This window comes from Planomonospora algeriensis (assembly GCF_977012225.1).
Genome location: NZ_CDRNDK010000982.1, coordinates 1 through 822, shown reverse-complemented (window position 1 = coordinate 822; position 822 = coordinate 1). Strand labels below are relative to the sequence as shown.

Here is an 822-nt window from a genome sequence, read left to right as displayed (position 1 = left end):
CGGGACGCTCAGGCCGGGACGCGGAAGCGGTCGCGCAGGCGGGCCTTGGCCTCCTCGCTCGCGCCGAGGGCGTCCAGGCCCAGCAGGGCCGCGCCCGCGACGGGCGGGAGGGCGGCGACGACCAGCTCGGCCTTGGGCGCCCGCTCGGCGAAGCGCCGCCGGATCATGCCGTCCAGCAGCGGGTCGCCGGCGGTCAGCACGCCGCCGCCCAGCACCACCTCGACGGGGGAGTCCTGCAGGCCGAGGCGGCGCAGCGCGACGACCGCGAGCACGACGACCTCGTCGGCCATGCGCGCCAGGACCGAGCGCGCCACCGCGTCGCCCGCCGCGGCGACCGACATCAGCACCGGCACCAGCTCATGCAGCCTGGCGTGCGGCAGATCGCCGAAGTGCACGCCGAGCGTCACCTCCTCGACGGTGCGGGCGCCGAAGTGCTCGCGTACGGCACGTTCCAGCACGGTGGCCGGGCCGCGCCCGTCCTCGGCGCGCACGGCGTGCCAGAGGGCCTCCTCGCCGAGGACGAGGCCGCCGCCCCAGTCGCCGCTGATCCTGCCGAGGGCGGGGAAACGGGCGACCTCGCCGGTGGGGGAGACGCCCACCGCGTTGACTCCCGCCCCGCAGACCACCGCCACGCCCGAGGGACCGGAGGCCCCGGCCCGCAGCAGCGCGAAGGTGTCGTTGCCGACCACCGCCTCCCGTCCGTAGCCGCGGGCGAGGATCTCGTCGCAGAGCGTCTCCTCCTCCACCGGCAGGTCGCGCCCGCCACGTAGGCGGCCACGTGGTCGGCGAACGGCGGGGCGCCCGCGGGCCGAGCGCGCGCCG

1 protein-coding gene is annotated in these 822 nt (G+C 78.0%); it reads right to left on the bottom strand.

The annotated features are described in order from the left end of the window. Window positions 1–8 precede the first annotated feature (8 nt). Window positions 9–822: N-acetylglucosamine kinase (locus ACWJ6R_RS37340; protein ID WP_449066705.1), on the bottom strand; the 814-nt coding region annotated here is incomplete at its 5' end.